The sequence below is a fragment of the Okeania sp. genome (assembly GCF_983059655.1).
In genome coordinates this window covers 1-3,184 of sequence record NZ_CEZPJD010000874.1, presented here as the reverse complement: position 1 = coordinate 3,184, position 3,184 = coordinate 1, and the positions used below count along the sequence as shown (strand labels likewise).

Annotated in this window: 1 protein-coding gene; it reads right to left on the bottom strand. The window is 32.0% G+C overall.

All coding sequences use genetic code 11. From position 1 onward, the window contains the following. Positions 1 to 175 precede the first annotated feature (175 nt). Complete coding sequence (locus AC3DU7_RS29615) at positions 176 to 3,082, bottom strand: P-loop NTPase fold protein (RefSeq protein ID WP_488042827.1); 2,907 nt, start codon at positions 3,080 to 3,082, stop codon at positions 176 to 178. Positions 3,083 to 3,184: the final 102 nt, after the last annotated feature.

Here is a 3,184-nt window from a genome sequence, read left to right as displayed (position 1 = left end):
TATAAACGAAAATATACAGGTTTTGCTGTGGAGTAAATCGAAGGAATTTAAAAGTCAAAAGTCAAAAGTAAGATTTTTTAGGGAATTTAAAAGTTAAAAGTAAGATTTTATAGCCATAAGAAATGATTCGTAAAAAAACTGTAGGGGTTTGGAGACCAAACCCATTTACTTTTTTCTACAAGTTTTTGCGGAGAAGAGGTAAATATAATCTTGATACTTTTTCTTTCATTTTTTCCTCTGAATTTATTTTTATGATTAAGGAATTCTTTTGCTTTTCCTTTTGTTTTGTTTTCAAACTAGATATTTCGGCAGTCAATAAACACGGCAGTACACCCTTTAATTCCAAGTTAAGGTCATTATATAGTAACCGCCTATCCTCTATTTGCCAACCTAAACGATCGTATAATACCCACTCCTCGTATATTTGCCAACCTAGGCTTTCGCAAAAATTATTTAAAACCTCTATTTCCAAGTCTTTTGTCTTATTCTTCTCAAGGTAAATTTGCTTTTGAACACTGAAGCCAAATTTACCCCCGCTATATTTTACCCAAAGTTGATCGATAGTACGAAGGTCATCAGAAGAGAAGTTTTCAATCGCATTTGAGTATTGTGAGTCTTCAAAGTCGCTTAAAGTTCGCAATAATGGAAATTTGTCTGTTGATATTATTCCTATTCCTACTATTGCTCCTCCCACTACTACTACTGCTCCTCCTGCTACTCCTGCTCCTGCTACTCCTAGCATTATCGATGATAATGCTCCTACTACTAAAAACCCTATTATAAATACAGCTAATATTCCTGAATGGAAAAGTCCACTAAATTCTGGTTTTTTTATTAGTCCAAGTAATCCTACTATTCCTCCAAACCGTAATGCTGATGCTACTAAAAACCATAATTCTAATGTTCCTATTATCATTGACACTGCTATTACTGCTAATCCTAAAGATCCTGTTACCCACCCTACTGTTGTTTCTCTCCGATACACTGATTTAATTCTATTAGCTTGAAGTATGAGATCAAAAGTTTCATCATTAGCTTCTTTCCACTTACCTGCTGCTAGTAACTCACGAAGCTTAAAATATTTAGGAGATACCCCTTGTAGTGAAACTTGCAGTAGTTTTTTAACCGCTCCATTTTCAAAAATATACTTTTTCTCATTATTATTCGATTTTATTTTAGAGCAAAGTAACTGTTGAATTTTCGGGTAATTATTAATCCAATAATTTGCATTTCCTTTATCCTTTAAGGGCATTATAGAGTTATTTAATTCAGAAGATCGATCATTAGCTAATTTTTCTAACTCAGCAAGTAGTTGATTATTATTCTTAAGTTCAAAAAGAAGACGGGGGTATTTGAGTGTTAGTGCAGTAAACTTACCCATCTGTTCAATGGTTATCGTTTGTTTCTCAGCAAAAGTAACTCCAATAGAATAATAAGCAATATAAGTTTTTAACTTTAGGGCATTAACATACTGTTTTAAACGACGGGGGTTATTATCAAAAAAAGGAGCAACTATTTCAATCAGGTTAGCAAGATTTTCTGGTTCTAAATCTTTTTCAATGACTGGAAAAATAGGTAATTCTGGATAGTAAAGCTCTGTTTCTTCAAATTCTGAGTTTTGTTCTAAAATTTGAGATTCTCTTACTTCTGATTCTGCCTCTTTTTTTGGTGAGAATAATCTGTTGAAATTTTTGGCAATTAAACGATAAAGAATCCCAAAAAGGTATTTTTTTTCGTAAGTTTCTATTTTTCTCTGATTTTCAGATACTTTTTCCAGAAAATTATTTAACGTATTTGGAGAAGATTCAGGAACAGAGAATGATAACTGCACAAACTTTTCCAGAAAACTAAAACCATAATCTACTTGTTTTATAGACCTATCATTTCGATTTTCCCACTCTTGATTTTCTTTGGCAATTGAAGCTAGAAAAGGAATCACATCTTTTTGTTTAAAAGTTATCGACGCTGCCACCTTTTCCCTATCCATTCCCAAAATAAAAATCAAATTTGGGTCATCAGAAATCATCATATTTAGACCTTGCAATAAATCGGCAGATTTACCTAGTTCACAACGATCAAGGTCATCAATAAAAACATAAATTTTCTCATCTCTACCTACATAAGCACCAACAATTTTAGAGAAATCTTCGTGAAATTCTTCAATAAAAGCAGCTTCCTTTTCATAATCAGGAGACTCAAGATATAGAGTTAAATCCATTTTCTCGTCGCCAATTAAGTCTTTGATTATTCCGAAAAGTTTTCCTATTCCGGCAGCAGAACTGCTAATTCCAACCAGTTGTAACAAAATATTTAAAGAAAGATTATTTGTATCCTCATTATTCGTTGATTCTGAGTTTTGATTATCATTTTCTTTTGTCTCATTGTTAGTTATTTCAGCCTCTTCTTTTTGACTTTTCTCTTCCTCCTTTGAATCAGATTTCAGAGTGTCAGCCAAATTTTCAGACAACTGATAAACCCCCTCAAAACCAAATTTCCAGTATACAATTGGAATAGCTACAGTAATACTAGAAATCAACGAAACCATCACCAAAGTCTGAATAGCTTTAAACGGTTTATCTTTAAAATTTAAACGATAAATAAATAGCTGAAACCGACTGTATAAATTATAGAAAAAATCAGGAATATTACGATTTTTAGATAATTCTTCTAAAAAAGAAAGAGCAAAAGTCGCCCAAAGTGACTCAGATTTTTCATGTCGCCAAGCATTAAACCAAACTGTTTGGGTTTTTTGTTTAAATACTAATCTGACAAATTTACCAATATCTGATAGATTGCTAAAAATAATCTGGTCTTTTTTAATTTTCTGCCAAACCCCTGCTAAATCTTTTTTATCTAATTCTTCAGACTTCTTGAGAATCTCCTTTTCCAACTGTTTCATAAAAGAAGATTTACCACTACCCCATTCACCTTCGATAGAAATAGTCAGTGGAGGTTTTGTATTTTCATTAGTTAAAAATTCAGCCATAGCTATTACATAAGGAGTAAAACCAAGTTCATCTTTTGTTGTTGCTTGGTCTCCGATAGTAATAATTTTATTTGACTTATCTGTAGATTCTGACATTAGTAGATAAATTAAAAATAATCTTGATTTCTAATGAAATGCTGACGTTCAGTTTTTCCCATAACGAGTAAATTGACGCTTAAAAGCAGAATGAAAACCGAT